Origin of the sequence: Pseudomonas paraveronii, assembly GCF_963681955.1 — a bacterium.
Lineage (GTDB): Bacteria > Pseudomonadota > Gammaproteobacteria > Pseudomonadales > Pseudomonadaceae > Aquipseudomonas > Aquipseudomonas paraveronii.
In genome coordinates, this window is sequence record NZ_OY817130.1 from 5,660,916 (window position 1) to 5,685,876 (window position 24,961).

General features: G+C 60.8%; 27 protein-coding genes. 9 read left to right on the forward strand and 18 right to left on the reverse strand.

The annotated features are described in order from the left end of the window. Nucleotides 1-36: 36 nt before the first annotated feature. The 8 genes from U5A08_RS26180 to U5A08_RS26215 all read right to left on the reverse strand — a co-directional run bounded on the left by U5A08_RS26180 (nt 37) and on the right by U5A08_RS26215 (nt 8,265). Nucleotides 37-756: a hypothetical protein gene (locus tag U5A08_RS26180; protein WP_247397336.1), complete on the reverse strand. Its 720-nt coding sequence runs from the start codon at nt 754-756 to the stop codon at nt 37-39. 82 nt (nt 757-838) lie between these two features. Then, a complete protein-coding gene (locus tag U5A08_RS26185) occupies nt 839-2,386 on the reverse strand; it encodes a GTPase (protein ID WP_321849130.1) in 1,548 nt (515 codons plus the stop codon). Next, nucleotides 2,383-4,092, reverse strand: a complete 1,710-nt coding sequence (locus U5A08_RS26190; protein ID WP_321849131.1) for a GTPase — start codon at nt 4,090-4,092, stop codon at nt 2,383-2,385. The genes U5A08_RS26185 and U5A08_RS26190 overlap by 4 nt, the downstream gene beginning before the upstream one ends. A gap of 102 nt (nt 4,093-4,194) precedes the next feature. Then, nucleotides 4,195-4,608, reverse strand: coding sequence for a hypothetical protein (locus U5A08_RS26195; RefSeq protein ID WP_321849132.1), 414 nt, complete (start codon nt 4,606-4,608; stop codon nt 4,195-4,197). Between the two features lie 3 nt (nt 4,609-4,611). After that, nucleotides 4,612-5,424: a GTPase gene (locus U5A08_RS26200; RefSeq protein ID WP_247404843.1), complete on the reverse strand. Its 813-nt coding sequence runs from the start codon at nt 5,422-5,424 to the stop codon at nt 4,612-4,614. Between the two features lie 41 nt (nt 5,425-5,465). Next, nucleotides 5,466-6,593, reverse strand: coding sequence for a GTPase (locus U5A08_RS26205; RefSeq protein WP_321849138.1), 1,128 nt, complete (start codon nt 6,591-6,593; stop codon nt 5,466-5,468). Nucleotides 6,594-6,691: 98 nt separating this feature from the next. Continuing rightward, nucleotides 6,692-7,822 (reverse strand): YcjF family protein, encoded by a 1,131-nt coding sequence (locus U5A08_RS26210; RefSeq protein ID WP_247404836.1) that lies wholly within the window; start codon nt 7,820-7,822, stop codon nt 6,692-6,694. Nucleotides 7,823-8,007: 185 nt separating this feature from the next. After that, entirely contained in the window at nt 8,008-8,265 is a 258-nt protein-coding gene (locus tag U5A08_RS26215; RefSeq protein ID WP_247404833.1) for a hypothetical protein, read from the reverse strand. Nucleotides 8,266-8,384: 119 nt separating this feature from the next. Here U5A08_RS26215 and U5A08_RS26220 point away from each other — a divergent pair, with 119 nt between their 5' ends. The 9 genes from U5A08_RS26220 to U5A08_RS26260 all read left to right on the forward strand — a co-directional run bounded on the left by U5A08_RS26220 (nt 8,385) and on the right by U5A08_RS26260 (nt 17,371). Then, nucleotides 8,385-9,257: a BrxR family helix-turn-helix transcriptional regulator gene (locus tag U5A08_RS26220; protein ID WP_253399502.1), complete on the forward strand. Its 873-nt coding sequence runs from the start codon at nt 8,385-8,387 to the stop codon at nt 9,255-9,257. Between the two features lie 80 nt (nt 9,258-9,337). Continuing rightward, nucleotides 9,338-9,982, forward strand: a complete 645-nt coding sequence (locus U5A08_RS26225; protein ID WP_321849139.1) for an NAD(P)H-dependent oxidoreductase — start codon at nt 9,338-9,340, stop codon at nt 9,980-9,982. Then, nucleotides 9,921-10,292 carry a MerR family transcriptional regulator gene (locus tag U5A08_RS26230; RefSeq protein WP_253399504.1) on the forward strand — a complete coding sequence of 124 codons (372 nt, stop codon included), beginning with the start codon at nt 9,921-9,923 and terminating at the stop codon, nt 10,290-10,292. The genes U5A08_RS26225 and U5A08_RS26230 overlap by 62 nt, the downstream gene beginning before the upstream one ends. A 120-nt stretch (nt 10,293-10,412) precedes the next feature. Then, on the forward strand, nt 10,413-11,381 hold the full coding sequence (locus U5A08_RS26235) for a Rossmann-fold NAD(P)-binding domain-containing protein (protein ID WP_321849141.1): 969 nt from the start codon (nt 10,413-10,415) through the stop codon (nt 11,379-11,381). 58 nt (nt 11,382-11,439) lie between these two features. Beyond that, complete coding sequence (locus tag U5A08_RS26240; RefSeq protein WP_253399514.1) at nt 11,440-12,051, forward strand: helix-turn-helix transcriptional regulator; 612 nt, start codon at nt 11,440-11,442, stop codon at nt 12,049-12,051. A 179-nt stretch (nt 12,052-12,230) separates the two neighbouring features. Next, the gene (locus U5A08_RS26245) at nt 12,231-12,473 is read left to right on the forward strand and encodes an exodeoxyribonuclease VII small subunit (protein WP_003176346.1); all 243 of its coding nucleotides are present in this window, start codon (nt 12,231-12,233) and stop codon (nt 12,471-12,473) included. Then, on the forward strand, nt 12,470-13,357 hold the full coding sequence (gene ispA, locus U5A08_RS26250; RefSeq protein ID WP_253399516.1) for a (2E,6E)-farnesyl diphosphate synthase: 888 nt from the start codon (nt 12,470-12,472) through the stop codon (nt 13,355-13,357). Before U5A08_RS26245 ends, ispA begins: the two co-directional genes overlap by 4 nt. A 110-nt stretch (nt 13,358-13,467) precedes the next feature. After that, complete coding sequence (gene dxs / locus U5A08_RS26255; RefSeq protein ID WP_321849145.1) at nt 13,468-15,366, forward strand: 1-deoxy-D-xylulose-5-phosphate synthase; 1,899 nt, start codon at nt 13,468-13,470, stop codon at nt 15,364-15,366. 139 nt (nt 15,367-15,505) lie between these two features. Then, nucleotides 15,506-17,371, forward strand: a complete 1,866-nt coding sequence (locus tag U5A08_RS26260; RefSeq protein WP_321849147.1) for a TonB-dependent receptor domain-containing protein — start codon at nt 15,506-15,508, stop codon at nt 17,369-17,371. Nucleotides 17,372-17,399: 28 nt separating this feature from the next. Here U5A08_RS26260 and U5A08_RS26265 read toward each other — a convergent pair whose 3' ends face one another. The 10 genes from U5A08_RS26265 to nrdR form a co-directional block, all read right to left on the reverse strand. Next, nucleotides 17,400-18,200, reverse strand: coding sequence for a cobalamin-binding protein (locus U5A08_RS26265; protein ID WP_321849148.1), 801 nt, complete (start codon nt 18,198-18,200; stop codon nt 17,400-17,402). Beyond that, nucleotides 18,197-18,616 (reverse strand): MFS transporter, encoded by a 420-nt coding sequence (locus U5A08_RS26270; protein ID WP_247408200.1) that lies wholly within the window; start codon nt 18,614-18,616, stop codon nt 18,197-18,199. Before U5A08_RS26270 ends, U5A08_RS26265 begins: the two co-directional genes overlap by 4 nt. Further along, on the reverse strand, nt 18,613-19,230 hold the full coding sequence (gene ribA, locus U5A08_RS26275; protein WP_247408202.1) for a GTP cyclohydrolase II: 618 nt from the start codon (nt 19,228-19,230) through the stop codon (nt 18,613-18,615). Before ribA ends, U5A08_RS26270 begins: the two co-directional genes overlap by 4 nt. 142 nt (nt 19,231-19,372) lie before the next feature. Beyond that, the gene (gene thiL / locus U5A08_RS26280; protein ID WP_321849151.1) at nt 19,373-20,338 is read right to left on the reverse strand and encodes a thiamine-phosphate kinase; all 966 of its coding nucleotides are present in this window, start codon (nt 20,336-20,338) and stop codon (nt 19,373-19,375) included. An 18-nt stretch (nt 20,339-20,356) separates the two neighbouring features. Beyond that, nucleotides 20,357-20,857, reverse strand: coding sequence for a transcription antitermination factor NusB (nusB, locus tag U5A08_RS26285; protein ID WP_247408426.1), 501 nt, complete (start codon nt 20,855-20,857; stop codon nt 20,357-20,359). Further along, nucleotides 20,854-21,330: a 6,7-dimethyl-8-ribityllumazine synthase gene (gene ribH, locus U5A08_RS26290; protein WP_017849577.1), complete on the reverse strand. Its 477-nt coding sequence runs from the start codon at nt 21,328-21,330 to the stop codon at nt 20,854-20,856. Before ribH ends, nusB begins: the two co-directional genes overlap by 4 nt. 88 nt (nt 21,331-21,418) lie before the next feature. Next, a complete protein-coding gene (ribBA, locus tag U5A08_RS26295) occupies nt 21,419-22,510 on the reverse strand; it encodes a bifunctional 3,4-dihydroxy-2-butanone-4-phosphate synthase/GTP cyclohydrolase II (RefSeq protein WP_321849153.1) in 1,092 nt (363 codons plus the stop codon). A 15-nt stretch (nt 22,511-22,525) separates the two neighbouring features. Next, nucleotides 22,526-23,203, reverse strand: a complete 678-nt coding sequence (locus U5A08_RS26300) for a riboflavin synthase (RefSeq protein ID WP_321849154.1) — start codon at nt 23,201-23,203, stop codon at nt 22,526-22,528. A gap of 47 nt (nt 23,204-23,250) precedes the next feature. Further along, complete coding sequence (ribD, locus tag U5A08_RS26305; RefSeq protein ID WP_321849155.1) at nt 23,251-24,387, reverse strand: bifunctional diaminohydroxyphosphoribosylaminopyrimidine deaminase/5-amino-6-(5-phosphoribosylamino)uracil reductase RibD; 1,137 nt, start codon at nt 24,385-24,387, stop codon at nt 23,251-23,253. After that, nucleotides 24,384-24,854: a transcriptional regulator NrdR gene (gene nrdR / locus U5A08_RS26310; RefSeq protein WP_253399552.1), complete on the reverse strand. Its 471-nt coding sequence runs from the start codon at nt 24,852-24,854 to the stop codon at nt 24,384-24,386. Before nrdR ends, ribD begins: the two co-directional genes overlap by 4 nt. Nucleotides 24,855-24,961 lie beyond the last annotated feature (107 nt).

Here is a 24,961-nt window from a genome sequence, read left to right on the forward strand (position 1 = left end):
AATACCGCTATGGACGTTGCGGCGCCCGCGCTTTACTCAGTAGAAATAGTTGGACTCCGCTTTTTTATCGAGCCCCACCAAAACACTCTGAGCAATTCGGCAGGCCGTCGGCGCGGCGTTGGGCCCCCAATGCTGGCAGTAATAACGACCTTCGTTGACCGACTTACCTTCCTCGGTGAAGACTTCGATCACCGCATTCCAGAGTGACACCCGTGGGGCGTCGCTGGTGGGGTCGAGGCACAGCAGGTGGGTGATTTGTAATTCATCGTCATCGTTTGCCTGGTAACCCTGATAGCCGATAACCAGCAGCCAATGCCCCGCCAGGCCACCGTCCCAATCGACACCGACGATCGGGATTTTGCGGTTGTCGACGGCATCGGCAATATTGCGGATGGTCGTTTGTCGTCGCGGAGCCGCATCCAGCACTTCGGTCACAACCCCGGCGCGCTTGAACACGTCAACCAGCCAGCTCACATCAAAATCGTCGGTGCCTTCCGACACCAGAGCGCCGAAGGCCAGCAGGCTTTCGCGAAAGCGACCCAGTCGAGTTCGGCCATCATAGCTGTCGAGTGATTGAGCCTGCTCGCGAGACATGACGCCCAGCGCGATCAAGGTCATCGCCACGCAATAGGGTCCACAGGCGCCATCCATTTCGCCTTGGCGCAAATGCACATAATCATGTGCCTGGGGGTGGGCACAGGTCACCGGGCCGTTGGGGGATACCGACAACCACGGGCTTACAAACATTCGATTCATGCAGTGTCATTCCTTTGCAAAAAAAAAGCAGCCGCCCCGTATGGGCGGCGTCACGACGAAAAGGCGGGTTCAACTCAGGCGTTCAAGCTGGGAACTCCAGCGCCTGTAACGTGCGCGTCAGTTCACGCCAGTCGCTGCAGTCTTTTTCACGTTGGCTGGCGGCGCCTTGCAAGGCGGTACGGCTCTCGTCGTAAGGTGTTCTCTGCTCGCGGAAGAGTTGGTCAATCAACTCACAGACACTTTGGACCAAGGCGCTCTCCACCTCGGCGCTTGTTTCTTCAATCCACTGTATGCGTTGAAGAGCACGGCTGTGGTTGCGCTCGTTCTCCTTCTCTTCGCTGCGAGCGGCCATAAAAATTTCTGCAATGGCGAATACCAGTTGAACCACTGGCGCTGCGCGCCCCGCCCATTTCTGCAAGGTCGAGAGCCAACGGCCTTTCAACATCGGTATCTTCAGTTTGCGGCCCAGTACCAGCAACGAGGTCAGGTGATCCTGGTTGATGCCCTTGAGCTGAGCGAAGATCGGCCCGGACAACTTGTCCAGCAGTTCGCTTTCTTCGATGTTCGAATACAGCTTGGGGTCGATCCCGGCGCCCGACAGCAACTCGTTGATTTGCGCCTTGCGCATGCTCTGCAACTCGCCTTCCAGCCATTGCTGCAGTTTCTCGGCAATGCCCTGTGCCTGAACCTCCAATGCACGGGTCAACGACGCGGGATCGGTACACTGATCGAGTGCAGCCTCGATGGCCGGCCGTGCCGCGAGAATCTCACGGCGCACCAAATGCCTGGCGCTGTTTTTCAGCTGTTGCTGCTGACGAGCCATATGCTCCAACTGAGCGTCGATCGCGCCTAACTGCTGGGCGTGTGGTGTTTCGCCGTCGATGCAGTTGGCCACTGGCGCCAGCAATGCCCTTTCGATAATTCCGAAGGTTTGCTTGAGCAATTGTTGCTCACTGTCGAAATGCTGCAGCCATTGTTTGAATCGAACGATGAAGGCTTCAAAACCCGAGTGCTCGAGCAGTTTCGCCTTGCCCTCCAGGCGGCCACGACTTGCCGTTCTGATATTCATCAATATCACGGGCAACTGTTGAACCAGGCGCTCATCGATAGCATTTTTGCGCGCATGGTTGAGCAATGTCAGAGAGAAGCTGGACTGGATACGCTCGATAGCGGCAGGGTCGCTGTCTTCATAGTTCAGCACGACGAACAGCGGGCGACGCTGGGCAATCAAGGTAAAAATACGCTCGATTATGTTTTGCGCGTCCTGATCTTCCTGGCGCAACACGAACAAAATCAGGTTGGCCCGTTTCAACTGCTCGGTGCTGACTTCTTCGTGTGCAATGGGTGCATTGATGCCCGGAGTATCGAGCAGGATATGCCCATCCCAATCGTAGCGATGTACCGCATCGGTGGTTGGAATATCGCCAATCACAGCGCGCTCTTCACCCAGCAAGGCATTGATCAACGTACTTTTGCCGGCGTTGTAGGCACCGAACAACATCACGTGTACTTTGCGTTCATCAATCTGTTCGACTAATTGTTCGATACGCTGGGATGCATCTGGCAGGTAGCGCGAAGCAATGCCGCAGGCGCTGGCGAGTAGGGTTTTGTAGCGTTCAAAAGGGTTCATCGCGCAATACGCTCCTTCAACTGCTTCAGGTCCTGTTCGCTGGTCGCGATGATGTCGAACAGGCGCATGGCCTCGACTTCTACCAGGTTGATCGACTCGATGCAGGTGTCTACCGCCACGTTAACGGCCTTGGGCAAGCGAGCACGCAGGTCGCTTTCAAGCTTGGCATGCAGGCGTGCATAACTGACGCCGACGACTTGCCGGACCATCTCCGTTTCGACCATGTACTTGCCAACGGCGCCGCCGATCATCCCACCCAGCAGGCCACCGGCAAGGGCACCGAGCGGGCCGCCAAATGCGGTGCCGATCGCGGTGCCGATCGCACTTGCGCTCGCCGCCGCCGCCGCTTGTTTGCCTCGGCCGGTCACCCGTTCAATGTCAACGCCAAGGTCCTCGAAGCTGCCGATGTCATCACTGGACATATCGACCAGCGCACCCTTGAGCTCATTGACATAGTCTTTCAACTCCCGCGTCAGGTGATGTTCGATCGTTGCCTGGCACAGCGCGTTTACATCCAGGGTCAGTGCCTTAACATCCTGCGTAGCCTTGTGGGTCTCCAGCAGGTCGCCCAGTTTTAGCAGCACATCGGCGAGCACCGCTGAGGCGATCTGATCGTTACGCACCTTGAGGCCATGAACCGCAGTGCGCGTCGCATTGCGCAGTTCATCCAACTGGGGGAGCACCGTGCTGCGCAGACTGTGCAGTACGTTGTTCTCCAGATGGCTGATCATCAACTGCGTCGCCTTGCCTTCTTTGTAGGTTCGAGCCTCTTGCGCAGTCAGCTGCAATTGCTGGAACAGGCGCTCGAAACCAGCGGAGTCCAAGGCATCCGCCTGCGATGCATGTGCGCGGGCAAAGCGCACCGAAACAGAGACGACCGGCTTAAGCAGTGCCGCGTCGAGGTGGGAGTTGGTGAGCTGCTCGGCAGCCCTTTTATGCACATCCTCTTCTTGCATCTTGCGGTTTGCCGCAGTCTTGTTGCGCAGCACCTTGACCAGTTCGTCCTGGCCCGGCACCTCGTCCTCGTCGAAGAAGTCGCTTTTGGTGATGATGGGCAGCAGTGGCTTGTTACGCTTGAGTTCACCTTCGAGTTCAGCCAACTCCTGCACCTGCCCGGGCGCCGTGGAGCTGCTCAACCACAGCACCGCATCGGCGCTGTCGGTGTAGCGTTTGGTCAGTTCGCCATTGACCCCCGTCACCGACAACAGGCCGGGCGTATCGATGAGAATCAACTTCTGCCCCAGGCGAATGCCCTGGATCTGCGACGTGGTTTCCGTCTCGCCTTCGGCGAACGGCTCGTCGCGGTCGACAATCGAATCGTTCGCCAGATGAAAGTACTGAACGGCTTCGCCCTGAGCGGCAAAGCGCTCGGCGATGAAGTTACAGAACGAACTCTTGCCGGCATTGACCTTGCCGAACACCAGAATCACAGCTTTGTCGCCAAAGGTTTCGGCAAGCTGGGCAGATGGCTGATTGCGCGCCCATGACTTACCCCAATCGTTAATGCACACCTGCACCACTTCGCGCACACCTTGCGCTTGGCGTGCGAGGTGGCCATCGCGGTTCAGCTTGCCCAGCGATGGCTGAACGCTCAGCGCGCGCGTCAATGCAGCCTGCCAATCGCGTAATTCACTTTCGTCGGCTTCCACGCGCTGGGTCAGGTATTCAAACCCTTTGAGCGCGTCGATAAATGCTTTTTCCTGCATACACAATCCTCTGCCTGTTAACGCCACTCGAAGTCGCGAACAGAGAGTCCAAAAAGGGGCGGTGCGAGCGCAAACACGCGTCACACCGGTATCAAGAGGCGGTCAGCCAATCGGCAAGCTGTCAAGGAAGGTCTTGGCTTGGCTGCGCTGCGCAATCTGCTGCTCCAATGCGCTGACTTGCGCATCGATGGCGCGCATGGAGGCGGTGCGCTGGAAGGCTTTTTTCAGCGTCTCGCTGGGGTATCTATCCGGCTGACTGATCATCGACTTAATCAATGCCGCAAACTGCACGGCCGTCACTTCAATGCCTTTGCTCTGAAGGAAAGCCTTGAGCTGACGCTCCGCCGCGTCGGTATTGGCTTGAAGTTTTACTTTGAGCGCTTTTTCAGCCGCTTCACGTTCGTAGTCGCGGGAAGGCCCCGAAGAAGAAGAGGACGAAGACGAAGACGAACTGCTGGACACCGCCGCAGCGACGGCAGCGATTGCAGCACCGGCCAACAAAAATAGTGGAAGCATTGCTCAGGTCCCTTTGAGTTGTTGATGGAGTTTGCTGTGCAGTTGCCTGTAGTCATCCATAAACCCAGTCAGTTGCGCTTGCTGAGTGGATTGCCGATGTTCAAGCTGCGCCTGCAGGTTGCTCAGGCCCTGGTCGATGAGGCCACCGAGGGTTTCTCCCAGCGCCGACACTTCATCGAGACGGGTTTGCGACACATCGTCCAATGCCGTTTGCAAAGCCTGGCGCAACGCTTTGACGCCACTCTTCTTCACCTTCAACGCACTACCGCTTTGTAAGCCCTGAAGGTAACGGTGGGCAGAGACGGGGATAATCGACAGCGTTGGCGCCTGTTTTCTGATGCTCGCCTGAACATTGGCCAGGGCCTGTTCTTCGACTTGCTCGATCTGGGTCAGTACGATCAAGGTCTGACGCCCACTGTCTGACGCGTCCCGTTGCAACGCATCAATCATCTCGCTTTCGCTTTGGTCGAACTCGCCCTCTCGAACGCAATGCACGAACAGCCGAATATCCGATTGCTGCCATGCGCCATTCATCGCCTCGCGGTCGTCTTCGCGCGCCACGTCAGCATCCAACCCCGGGGTGTCCAACCACCTCACGCCTTCATGCTCGAAGTAGCTCAATACGGTGGTTTCCCGAGCATCGGACACGGCGAACTGCTCGTGCTCCACGAGGGCGTTGAGCAAGGAGCTCTTGCCATGGTTGTATTTGCCGATCACCGACACAACCGGCAACCGTGCTTCAGCCAACAGGTACTGCAAGCGGCTTATTTCGGCCACCTGATCCGGCAGCACCGCATAAATCGTATCGAACCCCATGGTTACTGCTCTCCCTTAAATAGCGCTGATGCAGTCCGTGCTTAAAAAATGCCGAACAGTTTGGGGCGGATTAAGACGCGTCCCGTTAGATGACTGGCGAAGAAGTTGTCGTCCTCGGCATATTTGATGAAGAGCTGATCGAGTGCTGCGTGGACGCGGCCAAAACCTTCATCCAGCCATTCGATCATGGTCGACTTCAGTGTCAGGATGATCTTTGCCGCTTCGTAGAGCGCGCCCACCTTGCGCAGGAGGCTATCGGACTCGAACCCGTCTTCGATCTCTTTGAAGCGGCCCTCCATCTCGCGCTGGAAGTCGTCAAACACACGGGTCACTGCGTTTTCCAACTCATCGCTGGTCTCCCAGTCCCCCATGAAACCAAAGGATGAGAGGTAGTCATCGAAGCCTTTCAGATCGGAAAACACCTCATCAAAATCGGGTAACTCGATTTCCGTATCCAGATCGAGGTCCGCGATTCTAAAGATGCTGAGGTCTGCCTTTTCGATCTTGGCAACGACCGTATCGCGCATTTGGCGAAGTACACCCTTGAAGTTCAAACAGCTCATCGCTGCCAGACGCTTGCTGAGAAAGGCGTGCGACTGTTCCAGGTAGAGCGAAAGCACTTCATCGCGGCCAAAGGCTTGCGTCGACTGGCCACCACGCCTGCGTACCGATACCGAACACAGCGGCGTCACCGATACACCCGGGCATAGGTGGTGAATTTCTCGCTGGAGAGCCTCGACCTTATCGCCCGCAACGTCGGCATTGGTCAGGATGACTTGCAGGGGAATCCTGGCATCCTGTCCGAGCCGTTTGATCAGGTTCACATCCACCGGTTCCAGGCGTGCCGAGCTGGCGTTGATCACATAGAAGGCACCATGAATCCAGGTTTCCGGCTCCATCGGGCGCGCACGATGTTGCTGCATGAAACGGTCGAACTGTTGGAGCCATCGCTCATAGTTGTCAGCTTCCAGGCCAACGCTGTCGAACACATTCAACAGGTGCCCCTGGTGCTCGAAGGTGTGCGACTGGAAGTTTTTCTCCCAGGAGGTGACGGGCTTGCCGCTGCCCGTCTCAAACAAACCCGCCTGGTCGAAAAGATAGTTGCAGAAGCTGCTTTTGCCGACGCCGCTTTTACCCAGCACGATGATATTGATCGCGAACTGATCCATGTATCTCTAAACCCTGAACCGCGGAAAGGGGATGAAGACCTGCACAGAAACAGCGTGATCTGTCTCTCGCCACGGCCTTCAGAGTGCGCCAAGTGGCTTCAGGCTTTTTGATTGCCCCATTTTCCCAGCGCAATCTTGAACGCCTGCATGAACTGCTCATTAGAAAAGAGGCGGGCCCAGTCCGGCGACTTGCCTGTCTTCAGGTAGCCGTCCACGGCTCGTTCATAGACCTCGACCAAGGCCAAGCCAAGCGCTCCGGTGATCGCCCCGGCGACAGCGGCGTTAATGATCTGCCCAAGCACGGGGATCATCTTGGTCAGGCTGGCTGCCAACTGGCGCCCCACCAGGCTGAGGATCTGGCCTTTGAGCATGCTGACGGCCATTTCACCCATCGAGCCAAACCCGTAGAGCTTGGCCAGGGATGCGGCCATCGCCATCTGCTGAGGCACAATGAGTAACGCGTCCGACATCGGCACCGGGTTAAGCCCGGCGCTGGCGGCGGTGGTGGCGCTGTAGGTCATGATGATCGTCATCGCTTCGCTGCGTTTGGCAGGTAGCGAGGCAATCTGGGCAGCCACAAAGGACTGGCGCAACGCATCGTCCTTGAGTGATGCGCTCGACCAGGCGATCAACTTTTCAAGGTCCAGTTTCAGCTCGGGGTCATGGTTGGGGTTATTTGCACAGGTCTCAAAAACCTCACAATGAACACCATGCTCGCGCAGGACTTTGCGAAACGCCTGGGAAGTCTCACCGCGACCTTCATCATCGACGGGCTCGGCATCGCACTGGGTAAGTACCACCGCCACCGGGATATCCAGTTCGCCGGTAATGAGTCGCAAGTTTTCCAAGTCAAAATCGGTAACGCGGTGGTTGGCCACGCTCAGGCAGTACCAAATGAGATGGATATGCTCATCCAGCACTTTGGATTTGCGCTGAATGATCTCGGGAATGATTTTTTCCCGAAAATTGCCTGCCGAAGGCCCGCCTTCAGTCACCTCGTAACCTTCGGTATCAAAGATGACCAAAGGGATGTTGGCATCTTCGTACCGGTGACAACCCCGAGTGACGGGCTGTCCGGTACCGACCTCGGCAATCGTTTTGCCGAAGATATGATTGATCAGACTGCTCTTTCCAACACCGGTGCCGCCGACAATCATCAGGTTCGGGCGTTTGACCGCAGCCATTTCCTTATCGAACTGCTCTTCCAATTGAGCTTCCATACTTGCCATCGTTCTTTTCTCCGTTGCTGCGTGGCGCTCGCAAACGTGCGCGCTAAAAAAGGTTTTCGCCCTGGATCCAAAATTCTTAAGCCTCAATCGCATTTTGCCACTATCCGTGTCAAGCGTAGGCTCCTGCGGGTATCGGGTTTCAAGGCGCCTGCTCTCGTCTGAATATCAATGAGCAAGACATCCCCCTACTCTCCCTGCGCAATCACCCCCTGCAAAATCCCCACCTTCCTCTGCAACTGCTTGATATGCGCCTTCTCAGCGCGCAGCGCAGAACGCAGCTCCCGGTTCTCAGCCTCCCAGATCCGCCCCCAGCGTGCGTCTCTGCGGCAGGTAAGCGCCATTTTCCAGAGTTCACGCAGCCGCAAGTATTGCAGCAGGAGGACCAGCAAGATGCTCCCCAGCACTACCAGCGCCCCTGTCGAGACTGCTTCTGCCATAGTCATGTGTACTTCCTTGGGTGTGTTCGATTTGTTTAAACGACAGCCACACGATATGTAGTGATAGACGACAGGTCTAGAATGTAGACTTATACAGGTAAAGTATTCGCGCACATGGAGAGGGTATGAAACGCAAGCAATCCATCGAACAGGTTCGCTGGGACCTGGCACTTCGCTATCGTTTGATCGAAACCGTCGTCTGGTGGGAGGGCCGGCTGACCACGGGCCACTTGATCCAGAGCTTTGGTATCAGCCGTCAGCAGGCGTCCAAAGACATCAATACGTACATCACCGAACATGCGCCTAAAAACCTTACATATGACAAAAAAATAAAGGGCTATGTGCCAAGCAAAACGTTCAAGCCGCTGTTCATCGACGACAGCGCGAGCGCCTATTTGCACCTGCTTTATCAAAACCACGAGCGCGCGCCCCACATTGATGGTTTGGCGCTGGCCTATGCGCATACCAAGGTTCTGGATGTTCCGGATCGGCCCATCCGCCCGGAAATTCTGCGCCCTCTGTTGAAGGCTTGCCGCGATGGCCTGCGCCTGGAGACCGAGTATGTGTCGCTGAATTCGCCCCAGGTCGATATCCGCCTGATCGCACCACACACCCTGGTCTACACCGGCATGCGCTGGCACGTGCGCGCGTACTGTGAGAAGAATCGAGAGTACCGGGATTTTGTGCTGAGCCGGCTGCGGGGCGAGCCTGGTTTGCTGGACGGATCAGAGAACACCCAGGCGCTGGACGATGACTGGAACACCGAAATACCCGTGATCATCGCGCCTGACGGGCGGTTGAGCGCGGCACAAAAGGCAATCATCGAAACCGACTTTGGCATGGTTGACGGCCAGCTCGTTGTGCCCAGCCGCAGGGCGCTGGTGAAGTATGTCCTGCAGCGTTATCAGATTGATGCACGCAACCTGGACCCGAACCCTGAAGCGCAACAGATTGTGGTCACGAACCTCAAGGACTTGAGGCCGTGGCTCTATGACTAACGGAGGCCGCAGCGCCGCCGCTTGACTCTCCCCTATACGGCAGCCCCTACTCTGCAGGCCCCTTTTCAGGACTCGCCCCCATGGCTCAGCGCATTCTGGTCATCCTCGGTCACCCCTGCGGTTCCAGCTTCTGTTCGGCGCTGGCAGACACCTACATCCAATCGGCAACAAACGCTGACCATGAAGTACGCGTCCTACGGCTGGGCGCGCTGGCTTTCGACCCTGTCCTGCATAACGGCTACAACGACATTCAAGCCCTGGAGCCCGATTTGCTCGACGCCCGGGAAGATATCCTTTGGGCCAGCCATTTGGCGTTTGTCTTCCCGATTTGGTGGGGTGGTATTCCGGCCTTGATGAAGGGCTTCATAGATAGAGTTTTCCTACCCGGCTTTGCCTTCAAGTACCGTGCAGGCAAGGCATTTCCTGACAAACTATTGCATGGCCGAACCGCGCATTTACTGGTGACCATGGACACGCCGCCGTGGTATTACCGCTGGTTCTACCGCATGCCGGGCATCCATCAGATGCGTAAGACGACACTGGAATTTTGCGGCATCACGGTGACCAAGACCTTGTTGCTCGGCCCGGTGCTGGGCTCCACGTCCGCGCAGCGCAATCGCTGGCTGACGCGGGCCGGCGGATTATTTGAAAAAGGGCGTTTTCATGTTCATCGGCAAAGCCGCGCAACTGTCGGGCACGACCATCAAGGCGATTCGTCACTATGAGGCGATCGGCCTGCTGCCCACCCCGCAGAGAGAGGGACGGTATCGGGTCTATTCGACGCAGAGTGTCGAGCGGCTGATGGTGATCAAATGTGCTCAGCAGTTGGGTTTCAAACTCAAGGAGCTGCAAGCCATTTTGCAGGGGCACCAGGGCGACGCGCTGCCTTGGGAGCGCGCGAGCCAGGCGATTGCTCGCAAGCAAGAGGAGCTGGCGCGGCAGATGGCGGCACTGCAGAAGATGCAGGCGGGGCTGGCCGAGTTTGACGCAATGCTTAAACACTCAAACGACAATTGCACAATAAATACAAATTAGACAAACAATATAAATCAGGCTAGTGTCGCGCTTTCGCCCCGCTGATCGTCAGGAACGCGCCATGGCCACACCCTCGGATTTCAAGCTCAAAACCTGCTTTTCCACGTGGGAGCGTGCCTGATGAGCGCGGCACCACTGGCGGTTTACGGGCTCAGTGCGTTACGCGCCACGCTGTCGCGCCAAGACATGCTGCACGCGGTGGAACAGGCGTTGATCAGCCACGCCGACGGCCGCATCGTGGCCCCGCCGCCGGGGGTGTTGCTGTTTGAAAACCCGCCGGGGGACTGTCATATCAAGTCCGGCTATGCGAAAGACGGTTCGGTGTTTGTGGTCAAGCTGGCGATGGGCTTTTACGAGAATCCTTCCCACGGCCTGGAGACCAATAATGGCCTGGTATTGGTGTTCGATTCTCACACCGGCAAGACCCGCGCCGTCCTCAATGACGAAGGCTGGCTGACCAGTTGCCGCACTGCCGCCGCCGGTGCCCTGGCTGCGCGGGCCGGGGCGCCTCGGCGGGTGAGCGCGTTAGGGATAATCGGCAGCGGGCATCAGGCGCAACTGCAGGCACGCTGGACCTGCGAACTGCTGGGAATCGAGCGTGTAGTGATCTGGGCACGCTCCCCTGACAAGGCGCAACATCTCGCCAGGACACTGACTCAAGAGGGGTTCAAGGCCCAAACAGCCGACAGCGTTGAGGCTGTTTTCGCACAGTGCAATCTGGTGATTACCTGCACACCGTCGACCCAGGCACTCGTGCCGGCCGCCGTGGTCCGTAAAGGCACGCATATTGTCGCCCTGGGTGCAGACAGCCCTGGCAAACAGGAACTGGACCCGCTACTGCTGCAACGGGCACGCGTGCTCATGACCGATGACCGCAGCCAATGCGTCGACCATGGCGAAATGAGCCACGCAGTACGGGCCCATTTGATCAGCGACCACGCCGACGTTTCCCTCGGCCATGTGCTGGCCGGCAAGGCGTGCGGACGTTTCAGCGACGACGACCTGACCCTCGCCGACTTGACCGGCCTGGCCGCTCAGGACATCGCGCTGGCCACCCTCGCGGTGCAGCGCATGCAGGCCGTGAACTGACAACTGTTCGGACGCCTGCGTACAATCACCGTTCCTTTTCCCTGTGCCCGGTTAACCCATGGTCGATATCGCGTTCATCAAGGCAACCGCCGACGGCATCGCCGCCCTGCTCTATCCGGACCTGGAAGCCGTGGTACACGACCTGCGCAGCGGGCGTATTGCCCACATCGCCAATGGCTTTTCCCGACGTCAGGTCGGAGATGAATCGCTGATCACCGATTTGGCTGAGTTGGCTGCCGGACCCGACGTAGTCGGGCCGTATGAAAAGACCGGCCTCAACAGCCGTCAGTTGCGTTCGATCTCCCTCGTCGCCCGCGCGGCAAACGGGGAGCCCAACGCCTTGTTGTGCCTGAACTTCGATGTAACCGCACTGGCCCAAGTGCAGAAACTGCTCAGCGGCTTTGCCGTAGGCCAGCAGTCCCAGGCGCGCCCAGAATCGCTGTTCAGTGGCGATTGGCGGGAAAAACTCAATGAGATCATCGAAACCCTCGCCGCTGCGAATCATTTGAAACCCGCCGATTTCGGCCGAGGGGAAATCATCCAGGTGCTGGTACAGGCACGGGAGCACGGCTTGCTGGATGTGCGTAATTTTGTCGACTACGTCGGCGATTACTTCAAGATTTCCCGGGCCAGTGTGTATAACTATTTGCGTGCCGCTGCGGTGCAGTAATAGGCGAGCGCACAATCGGCTCACAAAATGAGCCGAATAAACGGTGTATTCGGCTCACCCCTGTTGCACAGCCTGCAGCAGGCGATGGCCGGGTCGTCTGCCCCCCCCCCCGCTCATTTGCCCCCATCCCCCATGTCTGCTAGTGTCGCGCCGGTTTACCGTCTACCGGAATAGCCGCCATGGCCCGCAAAAAAGTTGCACTCGATTTCGAACAATCCCTCGCCGACCTGCAAACCCTGGTCGAGCGTCTGGAGAACGGCGAGTTGTCGCTGGAAGACTCGCTGACCGCGTTTGAACAAGGCATCGGCCTGACCCGTGACTGCCAGAGCGCGTTGGCGCAGGCGGAGCAGAAGGTCCAGGTGTTGCTGGAACGCGACGGGGAGTTGGCCGAAGAACCTTTCGATGCGGAACAGCCGGAATGATCGACGCGTATCAGGCCAGTAGCCAAGCCCGGGTCAATGCGGCGCTGGAGCCCTTGTTTGTTGCGCCAAGCCCCGAAATCAAACGTCTCTATGAGGCCATGCGCTACAGCGTCATGAATGGCGGCAAGCGTGTGCGCCCGTTGCTGGCGTATGCGGCATGCGAAGCCCTCGGCGCGCCCGCCGAACAAGCCAATGGCGCGGCCTGTGCGGTGGAGTTGATTCACGCCTATTCGCTGGTGCATGACGATTTGCCGGCGATGGACGACGATGACCTGCGTCGCGGTCAGCCGACCACCCATAAAGCCTTTGACGAAGCCTGCGCGATTCTCGCCGGTGATGGCCTGCAAAGCCTGGCGTTCAGCGCGCTGCTGGACCCGAGCTTGAGCAGCGTGAACGCCGAGATCCGTTTGCGCATGGTCACTGCCCTGGCGGTGGCCGCAGGCCCTGCCGGTATGGTCGGCGGCCAGGCCATCGATCTTGGTTCGGTGGGCCAGAAGCTCGATCAACCGGCACTCGAACACATGCACCGGCACAAGACCGGCGCCCTGATCGAAGCCGCCGTCCACTTGGGCGCCCTGGCCAGTGGTCGTGCCAACGCCACGCAATTGGCGGCCTTGCAGGTCTACTCCCGGGCCATCGGCCTGGCGTTCCAGGTGCAGGACGACATTCTCGACGTAGAAAGTGACACCGCCACCCTGGGCAAACGCCAGGGTGCCGATATCGCACGGGACAAACCGACTTATCCTGCGCTGCTCGGGCTGGATGCCGCCAAGGCCTACGCCCTGGAACTGCGCGACCAGGCCCTGGCCGCCCTGCGACCTTTCGACGCGGCGGCCGAGCCCCTGCGTGACCTGGCGCGGTACATCGTCGAACGTCGCTACTGATAACAGCGGCCATTACGGCCGCATATCGGTCAAGTTCGGCGCTCTGCGTGGGCAGTTTGCGATGCTTGAGGTAAACTGCCGCCTCTTCTATACCTATAACGATTCGCCTGATGCCCACGACGTTTCAAGAGATTCCCCGCAAACGCCCGTCCACGCCCCTGCTCGACCGTGCTGCCACGCCGGACGGCCTGCGGCGTCTGGGTGAAACCGAGCTGGTAACCCTGGCCGATGAATTGCGCCTGGAATTGCTCTACACGGTCGGCCAGACCGGTGGGCATTTCGGTGCCGGCCTGGGCGTCATCGAGCTGACCATCGCGCTGCATTACGTGTTCGACACCCCAGACGACCGGCTGGTGTGGGACGTGGGCCATCAGGCGTATCCGCATAAAATCCTCACCGGCCGTCGCGAGCGCATGAGCACCCTGCGCCAGAAGGACGGCATCGCCGCCTTCCCGCGCCGCTCCGAGAGCGAGTACGACACCTTTGGCGTCGGCCACTCCAGCACCTCCATCAGTGCCGCACTGGGCATGGCGATTGCTTCGCGCCTGCAAGGCAGTGATCGCAAGGCGATTGCGGTGATCGGTGACGGCGCGCTGACCGCCGGCATGGCTTTCGAAGCGCTGAACCATGCGCCGGAAGTAAACGCCAACATGCTGGTGATCCTCAACGACAACGACATGTCGATCTCGCGCAATGTCGGCGGCCTGTCCAACTACCTGGCGAAGATCCTGTCCAGCCGGACCTACGCCAGCATGCGTGAAGGCAGTAAGAAAGTGCTGTCGCGCCTGCCCGGCGCGTGGGAAATCGCCCGGCGCACCGAAGAATATGCCAAGGGCATGCTGGTGCCCGGCACGCTGTTCGAAGAGCTGGGCTGGAACTACATCGGCCCCATCGACGGCCACGACCTGCCGACCCTGATCGCCACGCTGCGCAACATGCGTGACCTCAAAGGCCCGCAGTTCCTGCACATCGTCACCAAAAAAGGCAAAGGCTTCGCCCCGGCGGAAGTCGACCCGATCGGTTACCACGCGATCACCAAGCTCGACCCCCTGGACGCCCCCGCCGCCGCGCCGAAAAAAGCCAGCGGGCCGAAGTATTCCGGTGTGTTCGGCGAGTGGCTGTGCGACATGGCCGCCGCCGACCCGCGCCTGGTGGGGATTACCCCGGCGATGAAGGAAGGTTCCGACCTGGTGGCGTTCAGCGAGCGTTTCCCGTTGCGCTACTTCGACGTCGCCATCGCTGAGCAGCACGCAGTGACATTCGCCGCAGGCATGGCCTGCGAAGGCGCCAAGCCGGTGGTGGCGATCTACTCCACCTTCCTGCAGCGCGCTTATGACCAGTTGGTGCATGACGTCGCGGTGCAGCACCTCGACGTGCTGTTCGCCATCGACCGCGCCGGCCTGGTCGGCGAAGACGGCCCGACCCACGCCGGCAGCTTCGACCTGTCCTACCTGCGTTGCATCCCCGGCATGCTGGTGATGACGCCGAGCGACGAAAACGAACTGCGCAAGATGCTCAGCACCGGCCACCTCTACAACGGCCCGGCCGCCGTGCGCTACCCGCGCGGCACCGGCCCGAATGCAGTGATCGAAAAAGACCTGGCGCCGATCGAAATCGGCAAGGGCATCGTGCGACGCCAAGGCAGCAAGACCGCATTCCTGGTGTTCGGCGTGCAACTGGCCGAAGCCCTGAAAGTGGCCGAGAAAATCGACGCCACCGTGGTCGATATGCGCTTCGTCAAACCCTTGGATGAAGCCCTGGTGCGCGAGATCGCCGCTAGCCATCAATTGCTGGTGACGGTCGAAGAAAACGCCATCATGGGCGGTGCCGGAGCGGCGGTCAGCGAGTTCCTGGCACGCGAGAACATCCTCAAGTCGGTGCTGCATCTGGGCTTGCCGGACATGTACGTCGAACACGCCAAGCCGGCGCAGATGCTCGCCGAGTGCGGCCTGGATGAAGCCGGGATCGAGGCGTCGGTACGCGAACGTATGGCGCTGCTGGGCCTGTAGAAACCGGATCAAAATGTGGGAGGGGGCTTGCCCCCGATGGTAGTGGGTCAGTGACAGATACGTTAACTGGTACACCGCTATCGGGGGCAAGCCCCCTCCCACATTGGTTTTGTGCCAACTTTCAACGCTGTGGACAGCCATGAATCACCTTCGCTTTGTCCTGCCCTTGCTGCTTCTGCCAGCCCACGACCTGCTCGCCGACTCCCGCGACGACGCGCTGAAACTCCCCGACGTGGTCATCAGCGCCAACCGCCAGGTCCAGGCGCGCAACGACAGCAGCGCCGCCAACACCGTCTTTACCCGCGACGACATCGACCGCCTGCAACCCACCAGCCTGACCGACCTGCTCAGCCGCGTGCCCGGCGTGCAAGTGGCGCCCACTGGAGGCCGTGGCAGTTTGCCGGGCATCTATATACGCGGCACCAAGTCCGCGCAAAGCCTGGTGCTGGTGGACGGCCAGCGCATCGCCAATACCACCTCCGGCGACAGCGGCCTGCAGTACCTCAACGTCGATCAGATCGAACGGGTCGAAGTGCTGCGCGGCTCGCGCTCGGTGATCTACGGCAGCGATGCGATAGGCGGGGTGATCCAGGTGTTCACCCGGCGCAATGCCGAACAGGGCCTGCAGCCGCGCCTGAAGCTGGGCTTCGGTAGCCACCAGAGCTGGGAACGCAGCCTCGGGCTGTCCGGCGGCGACGAACACACGCGCTTCAACCTGGGCGCGAGCCTGGATGAAACCGCCGGCATCAACTCGACGCGCACCTCGTTTCCCAGCGATGGCGACCATGATGCCTACCGCAACCAGTCCGTCAGCCTGAACCTCAGCCACAGCTTCAGTGACGAATTCGAAGCCGGTTTCAATCTGTTGGATAGCCGCGGCAAGTCGGAGTACGACGTCAGCTTCGGCCAGAAACCCTACACCGACTACGCCGTGAGCAGCGCCAGCGGCTATGTCGACGCCAGCCTCACCGAGCGCTGGCAATCGCGCCTGGAGCTGGGCCACAGCGAGAACCGCGATACCAAGCGCGATACGCTCAGCGATGAGTTCAGTGTGTTCAACACCTACCGCGACTCGCTCAACTGGCAGAACGACCTGACGCTGAATGACCGCAACAGCCTGATCCTCGGCGGCGACTGGTACGAAGACCGCTTCCACGGCTCCACCACCTTCACCGAAAACAGCCGCTGGAACCGCGCCGCGTTTGTGCAGCATCGGTTCCACAGCGCATGGTTTTCCACCGAACTGGGCCTGCGCCATGATCAGAACCAACAGTTTGGCAGCCAGAACAGCTGGAGCGGCACCCTCACCGTGCCGATCAATCCCGACAATGATGTGCTGCTCAGCTACAGCGAAGGCTTCCGCGCGCCGACCTTCAATGACCTCTATTACCCGGAAACGCAGTACAGCAAAAGCAACCCCAACCTTCAGCCCGAGACATCGAAGAGTTACGAACTGCAATGGCGCAGCCAACTCGGCGACCACACGCGCCTGGAAGCCTCGCTGTACCGCACCGACTTGAGCGACGCGATCATCCTCGACGGCGGCAAACCGCAAAACGTCGCAGCGGCGCGGATCAATGGCTTTGAAGCCGCGCTCAAGCACGAGCTGTTCGGCTGGCAGGGCAACCTGGGCGTCTCGTTCATCGACCCGCGTGACCGCGACAGCGGCCACACCCTGGCCCGCCGCGCGCGACGCACCCTAAGCCTGGACCTGGATCGGCAATTCGATCAACTCGGCGTGGGCGCGAGCTGGCAGGCGATCAGCAGCAGCTACGACGACGAAGCCAATCGCAATCGCCTGAGCGGTTATGCCTTGCTCGGGCTGCGCAGCAGTTGGGCGGTAAGTCGGGAGGTGGCGCTGTCGCTGAACGTCGATAACCTGCTGGACAAGACTTACGCACGGGCGCGTTACAGCTATGACGATCCGGCGTTCCTGAACAATCAGGACTATCGGGAAGAAGGCCGGGTGTGGAAGGTTGGGGTGACCTGGACGCCGGCGCTCTGATCGAAACGTCGGTTTGCCTGCGATTGCCTCAGCGGTTCGGCGCAATCACCTGACACAACCGCGCCAACGCCTCCAGCATCTGCCCACTCGGCCGCTCCAGGCCTTTATCCGGCACCAACAGCAACCGCCCCTGCGCCACCGCCGCCACCTGCGGCCAAGCTTTCCAGGCATCCAACTGCGGCTGATCCGCCGCCAGAATCACCTCGGGATTGCGCTGCAACACCGACTCGATGCTGACCTGCGGCGCGGGCAGCGTGAGGTCGTCGAACACATTGCGTGCGCCGCACACACTCAGCGCATCGCTGATGATCTGCCCACCGCCCACGGTGTACAGCGGCGGGCTCCACACCTGGTAAAACACCCGCAAGGGCTCGGCACGCTGATAGCGCTGGCGCAACTCGGCCAGGCGCTGGCGCAACTGCGTAGACAATTGCCGGCCGGCGTCGGCGCGCCCCAGTTGCTCGGCGATGGCCTGGACCTGCTGGGTCAGTTGTTCGAGGTTATGGGGTTCGGCGACATAGACGGGGATATTCAGGCGCTGCAACTGTTCACGTTGCGCCGGGCCGATACTGCCGGGCCAGAGCAGGATCAAGTCGGGCTTGAGGCTGAGCAAACGCTCGATATTCAATTGCCCGTAGCGGCCTACCGACGCCACCTTCGCCAGTGCCACCGGCCGATCGCCGCCATCGAGCACGCCCACCAGCAGGTCGGCAGCGCCCAGTTCAACCACGATTTCCGACAGCGACGGCGCCAGGCTGACCACCCGCTCGACCGCCAGCACCTGGGCACCGAACGCCAGCAGCAGGACCGCCAGCCAGCGAAGCCTCATCCCAACTGACGCGGGATGCGGTAAAGGTAAAACAACACCAGGGTCGACAGCACGAGCAGAAACAACGGCACCGCTTCCAGGCCGACAAACACCGCCAGCGCGCCAATCCAGGCCGGCACGGCAGCAATCAGCAAGGCCATGCGGCGACGGGCGGCAAGGGTGAGCCAGGCTGCCGGCTCCTCGGCGGTATCGAGGGCTTTGGACGTGGCGATCAACGCATGTTTATAGCCATGGAAATACCGCAGGCTGAGAAACATCGAGGCCACGCCGGCAATGAAGAACGGCATGGCCAGCACCGGCAACAGCGGCTCGGCCCGACCGAACAACAGGTTGATCACGAACAAAGGCAGCAACGCGAGCGCCAGGTATTGCCACCAATTGAAGGTCAATCGCCGTTTCACCTGGCCTCGGGTCACGCGCGGTCGACCTCGCCCTGATGCTCGTTGCCCATCATGTGGTCGAGCTTGCTGGCTTTGGTCGCCAGGTAGAGCTTGTTGTGCGGGTTGTGCCCGGTGTGCAGCGGCACGCGCTCGGCGACGGTGATGCCCATCTCGGTCAAGGCTTTGACCTTGCGCGGGTTGTTGGTCATCAGGCGCAGGGATTTCACGCCCAGGTGCTCCAGCATCGGCAGGCAGATGCCGTAGTCACGCTGGTCAGCGGCAAAGCCCAGGCGCTCGTTGGCTTCAACGGTGTCGGCGCCGCCATCCTGCAACTCATAGGCGCGGATTTTGTTCAGCAGGCCAATGCCACGACCTTCCTGGCGCAAGTACAGCAAGACGCCACGGCCTTCATGGGCGATGGCGCGCATCGCGGCTTCCAGTTGCGAACCGCAGTCGCAGCGCTGACTGAACAGCGCGTCACCGGTCAGGCACTCGGAGTGAATGCGACCAAGCACCGGCGCGCCATCGGCGATATCGCCCAGGGTGAGCACAACGTGCTCGCGCCCGTTGGCGCCTTCGAGGAAGCCATGCATGGTGAACGAGGCAAAAGGGGTAGGCAGCTTGGAAGCAGCGACGAAAACGACGGGCACCGTGTGCTCCTGATTTCAGATTTCACAGAGGCACGCATTGTAACAGCACGTTCCTACAGACGCTTAAGCTGAATTATCACTGATAAAGATCAATCGGTTCGATTGGCCTTCGTCTCGGTTCTATGCAAGCCAGAACACTGGCTCAGGATGTCTCGCGAAAATGCTGATAGCCGCGAATGGCCGGGGTGATGTCGTGCCCGTTCGCGTCGAGCAGTGTCACGCCCTGCCCCGCCTCGACCCGACCGATCACATGCACCGGCCAGCCGTCCGCCAGCAACGGCGCGAGCTCGGCCGGCGGCAAGGTGAACACCAACACGTAGTCGTCGCCCCCACTCAAGGCCGCCACCCGCGCCGCGTCATCGCCGACAAACGCGAGCAAAGCCTGGGACAACGGCAGCGCCTGACGCTCGACAAGCAGGCTGACAGCCGATGCTTTGGCGATATGCCCACAATCGGCCAATAACCCGTCGGAGATATCCATCGCAGACGTCGCCTTGCCCCGAAGGGCCACCCCCAAGGCCAGCTGCGGTTGCGGCGACCAGTAATGCGCCAACAGCGGATCGGCAATGCTGGCCTCGGCGCTGCGCTGGCCCAACACCAACGGCAGCGCGCCCGCCGCGTTGCCCAATTCCCCGCCCACACACAGCAAGTCACCCGGCCGCGCACCGCTGCGGGTCAGCGCCTGGCCGGCCGGTACGCGGCCGAACACAGTCATGGTCAGGCTCAGCGGCCCGCGCGTGGTATCGCCGCCGACCAGGCCCACGCCGCAGTTCTGCGCCATGGCGTTCAAACCCTGGGCATAGCGTTGCAGCCAGTCGGCATCGACGGTGGGGGTGGTGAGGGCCAGGGTAAATGCGACAGGGTGGGCGCCCATGGCGGCCAGATCGCTCACTGCCACGGCCAGCGAGCGCTGGCCGAGCAGGAACGGATCACAGGGGTCGGCAAAATGCACGCCGGCCACTAAGGTATCGGTGGAGATTGCCAACTGCTCCCCAGCGGGGAGCGCCAGCAAGGCGCAGTCATCGCCGATCCCCAGGGCAATGCCCTCGCCGCCCTGCGCACAGGGCGCGGCGGCGAAGTATTTGCGGATCAGCTCAAACTCGCCCATTCAGGACTCAAGCGCAGGTTAGCGCTTGTACGCCTTCACTTCGGCTTCACGCAGGCGCGGGGCCAGCTTGTCGAGCACGCCGTTGACGAACTTGTGACCGTCGGTCGAACCATAGACTTTCGCCAGTTCGATACCTTCGTTGATCACCACGCGGTACGGCACGTCGACGCGCTTGAGCAGTTCCCAGGTAGACAGGCGCAGTACGGCCAGTTCAACCGGGTCCAGCTCTTCGATAGTCAGGTCCAGACACGGGGTCAATGCAGCGTCGATCTCGGTCAGGTTGGCCGGAACACCGTGCAGGATGTCGTGGAAGTAACTCTGGTCGGCGAAGGCGAAGTCATTGTCGACGCGAAATTGCGCTTCGATCTCGTTCAGCGAAGTGCCGGCCATGTGACGCTGGTACAGCGCCTGGGTGGCGAGCTGACGGGCAGCACGGCGCTTTTCGCTTTTCGATGGCTTACCGGCGTCCGCCGGACGCTCGTCGCGCGGGTTGAAACGATCGCTCTCGTCGGAAATCACTTGGCCTCCAACTGCGCCAGCAGGCTGACCATTTCCAGGGCGGACAGGGCAGCTTCAGCACCTTTGTTACCGGCCTTGGTGCCGGAACGTTCGATGGCTTGTTCGATCGAATCCACGGTCAGCACGCCGAAAGCAACCGGTACGCCGAACTCCATGGACACCTGGGCCAGGCCCTTGGTGCATTCGCCAGCCACGTATTCGAAGTGCGGCGTGCCGCCACGAATGACCGCGCCCAGGGCGACGATCGCCGCGTATTCACCGCGTTGCGCAACTTTTTGCGCAACCAGTGGAATTTCGAAGGCGCCAGGGGCACGGATGATGGTGATGTCGCTCTCGCTCACACCGTGGCGAACCAGGGCGTCCACGGCACCGCTTACCAGGCTTTCAACCACGAAGCTGTTGAAGCGGCCAACCACCAGGGCATAGCGGCCTTTGGGGGCAATGAAGGTACCTTCGATGGTCTTCAGGGTCATTCGACAAATCTCTTAAAGAGCCGGGACGCTAAAAGTGCGTCCCTCAGTGATGATTTAACCGCGAACAAGGCGCAACAATCGCCAGCCTTTATTCGGAGGGCACGTATTCTACAACTTCCAGGTCGAAACCGGATATCGCATTAAATTTCATCGGTGCGCTCATCAGGCGCATTTTGCGCACGCCAAGGTCGCGCAGGATCTGCGAACCGGCGCCGACGATGCTGTAGGTGGTCGGCGTTTTGACCTGGGTTTGCTCGGCAGACTCGCGAATATGCGCGAGCAAGACGTCGCCATCCACCTGGTTACCCAGCAACAGCACCACCCCACTGCCGGCCTCGGACACCGCAGCCATCGCGGCGCGCAGGCTCCAGCGCCCCGGTTGCTTGACCATCAACAGGTCGCGCAGCGGGTCCATGTTGTGGACGCGCACCAGGGTCGGTTCGTCGGCGCAGATGGTGCCCAGGGTCAGCGCCATGTGGACGTCGCCTTCCACCGAATCACGGTAGGTCACCAAGTTGAATTGGCCCAGTTCGCTGTCCAGCGGCTGCTCGGCAATCCGCTGAACGGTACGTTCGTGGATCATCCGGTAGTGAATCAGGTCGGCAATCGTGCCGATCTTCAGGTTGTGTTCGCCGGCAAAGGTTTCGAGCTCGCTACGACGGGCCATGGTGCCGTCGTCGTTCATCACTTCGCAGATCACCCCGCTCGGCTCGAAACCGGCCATGCGCGCCAGGTCGCAGGCGGCTTCGGTGTGGCCGGCACGGGCCAGGGTGCCGCCCGGTTGGGCCATCAGCGGGAAGATGTGGCCCGGGCTGACGATGTCTTCGGCCTTGGCGTCTTTCGCCGCAGCGGCTTGCACGGTGCGCGCACGGTCGGCGGCGGAGATCCCGGTGGTGACGCCCGTGGTGGCCTCGATCGACACGGTGAACTTGGTGCCGAACCCGGAACCGTTGCGCGGCGACATCAGCGGCAGCTTGAGCAACTCGCAGCGCTCGCGGCTCATGGGCATGCAGATCAACCCACGGGCGTGCTTGGCCATGAAGTTGATGTGCTCGGGTTTGCACGCCTCGGCGGCCATGATGATGTCGCCTTCGTTCTCACGGTCTTCGTCATCCATCAGGATGACCATCTTGCCTTGGCGGATGTCTTCAACCAGTTCTTCGATGCTATTGAGCGCCACAGGGCACCCCCTTGGTCAGGATTTCAGGTAGCCATTAGCGGCCAAAAAACTTTCGGTGATGTTCCCGGCAGGCTTTTGTCGAGAGTCAGACTCTGCGGCCTTATCGCCCATAAGCAGGCGCTCCAGGTAACGGGCAAGCAAGTCGACTTCCAGGTTCACCCGGCGACCTGGCTGGTACGACGCCATGATGGTTTCGCTCAGGGTGTGGGGAATGATGGTCAGTGCGAATTCGGCGCCGTCCACGGCGTTCACGGTCAGGCTGGTGCCATCGACGGTGATCGAGCCTTTATGGGCGATGTACTTGGCCAGCGCCTTGGGCGCACGGATGCGGAACTCGACAGCGCGGGCGTTTTCGCTGCGGGCCACCACTTCGCCGACGCCGTCGACGTGGCCGCTGACCAGGTGACCGCCCAGGCGCGTGGTCGGGGTCAGGGCTTTTTCTAGGTTGACCGGGCTGCCGGCCGCAAGATCGCTCATCGCCGTGCAGTCCAGGGTTTCCCGGCTGACATCGGCGGCAAAGCCGTTGCCCGGCAAGTCGACGACAGTCAGGCAGACGCCGCTGACGGCGATGCTGTCGCCCAGCTTGACGTCGCCCAGGTCGAGCTTGCCGGTGTCAACCAGCAGGCGCACGTCGCCGCCCTTGGGGGTCATGGCACGGATGCTGCCGATGGATTCGATAATGCCGGTGAACATGGCCTTCTCCTGGAAAACGGGGCGGGCGCTTGAGCGCCCGGTCAGAATTATACGCTCGCTGCTGGCACAGGGATGGCAGTGACTCGCCAGTCATCGCCCACAGCGCGCATTTCAGTGATCTTGAGTTGGGGCGCGTCGGCCAGTTTCTCAAGCGGCCAGTCCAGCAAAGGCCGGGCCGCAGAGCCGAGGAACTTGCCGGCGACGAAAATTACGTATTCGTCCACCAGGCCCTGCTGGGCGAACGCGCCCGCCAGGCTTGGGCCGGCTTCCACCAGCACGTCGTTGACACCACGGGCCGCCAACGCCACCAGCGCCGAGCGCAGGTCGACCTGGCCATCGACACCGGGCACCACCAGGCACTCGGGGCCACGGGGAAACTGGTTTTCCGCCGTGACGCAGGTAATCACCAGCGCCGGGCCGGCCTTGAAGAACGGCGCATTGAGCGGCACCCGCAGGCGCCCGTCGATCAGCACACGCAGCGGCGGACGCGACATGGCCAGGGCGGTGGTTTGCGCGTCCAGGCCGAGTTCGGCGGCGCGCACGGTCAGCCGAGCGCCATCGGCCAGCACGGTGTCGGCGCCGGTCAGCACCACGCTGGCCTCGGCGCGCAGGCGCTGCACGGCGGCGCGGGCGGCGGGGCCGGTGATCCATTGGCTCTCGCCACTGGCCATCGCGGTGCGGCCGTCCAGGCTCATCGCCAGCTTGACCCGCACAAATGGCAGGCCGTGTTCCATACGCTTGAGGAAACCTTTATTGAGCGCCCGCGCATCCACCTCGAGCACACCGCTGTGTACTTCGATGCCGGCCTGGGCCAGGCGCTGCATACCGCGTCCGGCGACGTCCGGGTTGGGGTCCTGCATCGCCGCGACCACCCGCGCCACCCCGGCACTCACCAGCGCATCGGCGCACGGCGGGGTGTGACCGTAATGGCTGCAGGGCTCGAGGGTGACGTAGGCCGTGGCGCCGCGGGCTTTGTCAGCGGCAGCGCGCAAGGCATGCACTTCCGCATGGGGCTCGCCGGTACGCACGTGCCAGCCTTCGCCGACGATCTGCCCGTCACGCACGATCACGCAGCCCACACGCGGGTTGGGATGGGTGGTGTACAGGCCGTTGCGCGCCAATTCGAGGGCGCGGGCCATGTAATGGGCGTCGAGGACGGCCTGCTCAGCAGAAGGTGGATTCATTTTTTGACCGGCTCACGGGCCAGGCGGTCGATCTCTTCGCGGAACTCATTGAGGTCCTGGAAGCGTCGATACACCGAAGCGAAACGGATATAGGCGACTTCGTCGAGCTTTTGCAGCTCGCCCATCACCAGCTCTCCAACCACCAGGGACTTGACCTCGCGCTCGCCGGTCGCGCGCAACTGGTGCTTGATGTGCGCCAGCGCCGCCTCCAGCCGCTCGACACTCACCGGGCGTTTTTCCAGGGCGCGCTGCATACCGGCGCGTAATTTTTCTTCGTCGAAAGGCTGGCGGCTGCCGTCGGATTTGATCAGACGTGGCAATACCAGTTCGGCGGTTTCGAAGGTGGTGAAACGTTCACCGCAGCCAGAGGCCAGGCATTCGCGCCGGCGACGCACTTGATCGCCCTCGGCGACCAGACGCGAGTCAATGACCTTGGTGTCGTTGGCACCGCAGAAGGGACAGTGCATGGTGGCAGGCAACAAAAAAAGGGAGGGCCATGGTAGCGCATCCCCGTGGCAAGACAAGCCATAGCCTTTGCGGTATATAGGCTGACGATTATGTTTCATGTTTTTTA